Genomic DNA, 1,918 nt, shown 5'->3' with positions numbered 1-1,918 from the left:
GCCACCGGCAATCCCTATCTGTCACTGGCGGCCATCGTGCGCGCGGGACTGGAAGGGCTGAAGGCAAAGCTGCCGACGCCGCCGCTGGTGACCGGCGACCCGACGCTGATGAGCGAGGCGGAGCGCAAGAATCTTGGCCTCGTACGCCTGCCGGAAACCCTGCCGGCGGCGCTCGACGCGCTCGCCACCGACAGCACCGTAACCGGATGGTTCGCACCGGTCTTCGTCGAGACCTTCGTCGGCCTCAAGCGGCATGAGACCGAGCGCCTTGCCGGTCTCGATCCGGTGGCTGTCTGCGACCTCTACCGGACGCTTTATTGATGGCTGCGCAGCTTGCAACTGGGTGGCCGGCTGCCGTCGACGTGCTCAACGAAAATGGCCGCTCCGACATCGTGCTGTTGTGCGAGCATGCGTCCAACCACATTCCGGCGGAGTATGGACAGCTCGGGCTCGATATCGGCCATTTGCAGCGCCACATCGCCTGGGACATCGGCGCCGCCGAAGTGACGCGCCGTCTGTCGGTGCTGCTCGATGCGCCGGCCTTCCTCAGCGGCTATTCGCGGCTGCTGATCGACCTCAACCGGCCGCTGGGCACGAGCGGCAGCATTCCGGTGCTCTCCGAAGACACCGATATTCCCGGCAATATCGGGCTCGATCCGTCCGAGCGGGCACGGCGCACCGAAATCATGTTCGCGCCTTTCCATGACCAGGTGGCCGCCCATCTCGACCGCCGGGCGAAGGACGGCAGGCCGACGCGGATCGCGACGATCCACAGCTTCACGCCGGTCTTCCTCGGGGTTCCCAGGCCCTGGCATGCCGGCGTGCTTTACGATCGCGCCGGAGATTTCGGTGAAACGATCCTTGCCGGCCTAAGTGTCGACGGCGCGCTCAACGTCGCGGCGAATGTGCCTTACGTGATCAGCCGCGATGCCGACTACGCCGTGCCCATCCATGGCGACGATCGCGGCATTCCCGCCGTCCTCATCGAGATCCGGCAGGATCTGTTGTCGAGCCGCTCCGGCATCGAGGCGTGGGCGAACCGTCTGGCCGCCGCCTTGCCCGCGCAGCAGAAGGAGAAGGCGTCATGAGCAATCTGCGCGAGCGCGACGCGGCAACCATCGCCCAAATCGGCAAGCTGCGTTTCTCGCCGCTGAGCGTCGTCGGCGGCCAGGGCAATCGGCTGATCGAGGAAGGCGGCCGCTCGCTGCTCGACCTGTCCGGCTCGGCCGGTCCGGCAATCCTCGGTTACGGCCATCCGGCCATCGTCGCCGCGGTCGAAGCGTCGATCCGCGACATGGCGGGCGCCAGTCTCCTGCTCTACCCGAACGAACCAGCAGTTTCGCTGGCCGAGCGGCTGCTGGCGATCACGCCCGGCAACGGCGAACGGCGCGTCTGGTTCGGCCATTCCGGGTCGGACGCCAATGACTGCGCCGTGCGCGTTCTGCAGGCCGCGACAGGCCGCTCGCGCTTCATCTCCTTCATCGGCTCCTATCACGGCAATCTCTCCGGCTCGATGGGCATCAGCGGCCACACCGCCATGACCCACACGCTGCCCAGGCCGGGCGTGCTGCTGCTCCCCTGCCCCGATCCGTTCCGGCCGCAGTTCAGCGCCGAGGACGTGCTTGCATTGCTCGACTACCAGTTCGAGACCACCTGCCCGCCGCATCAGGTCGCGGCGGTATTCATCGAGCCGCTGATGTCGGATGGCGGGCTGATCGTGCCGCCGGCCGGCTTTCTCAAGACTTTGCAGGAACGTTGCCGCAGGCATGGCATCAAGGTCGTCGTCGACGAGGTCAAGGTTGGGCTGGCCCGCAGCGGCATGATGCACTGTTTCCAGCACGAAGGATTGACGCCCGATCTGGTCGTGTTCGGCAAGGGTATCGGCGGCGGCCTGCCGCTTTCGGCGGTTTTCGGGCCG

2 protein-coding genes and 1 pseudogene are annotated in these 1,918 nt (G+C 66.7%); all 3 read left to right on the top strand.

Going from position 1 to position 1,918, the window contains the following annotated elements; translation table 11 throughout:
• Positions 1–321 (top strand): annotated as a pseudogene (locus EOC93_RS33395) (glutamine synthetase); the annotation flags it as partial.
• A complete protein-coding gene (locus tag EOC93_RS33390; protein WP_127206742.1) occupies positions 321–1,088 on the top strand; it encodes an N-formylglutamate amidohydrolase in 768 nt (255 codons plus the stop codon). The pseudogene EOC93_RS33395 and the gene EOC93_RS33390, both read left to right, overlap by 1 nt.
• The coding region (locus EOC93_RS33385; RefSeq protein ID WP_127206741.1) for an aminotransferase class III-fold pyridoxal phosphate-dependent enzyme at positions 1,085–1,918 on the top strand (834 nt) is incomplete at its 3' end. The genes EOC93_RS33390 and EOC93_RS33385, both read left to right, overlap by 4 nt.

This window comes from Mesorhizobium sp. M6A.T.Ce.TU.002.03.1.1 (genome assembly GCF_003997275.1).
Lineage (GTDB): Bacteria > Pseudomonadota > Alphaproteobacteria > Rhizobiales > Rhizobiaceae > Mesorhizobium > Mesorhizobium mediterraneum.
Note: the sequence above shows the minus strand (reverse complement) of the source record. Positions and strands in the feature narration are given on the sequence as shown.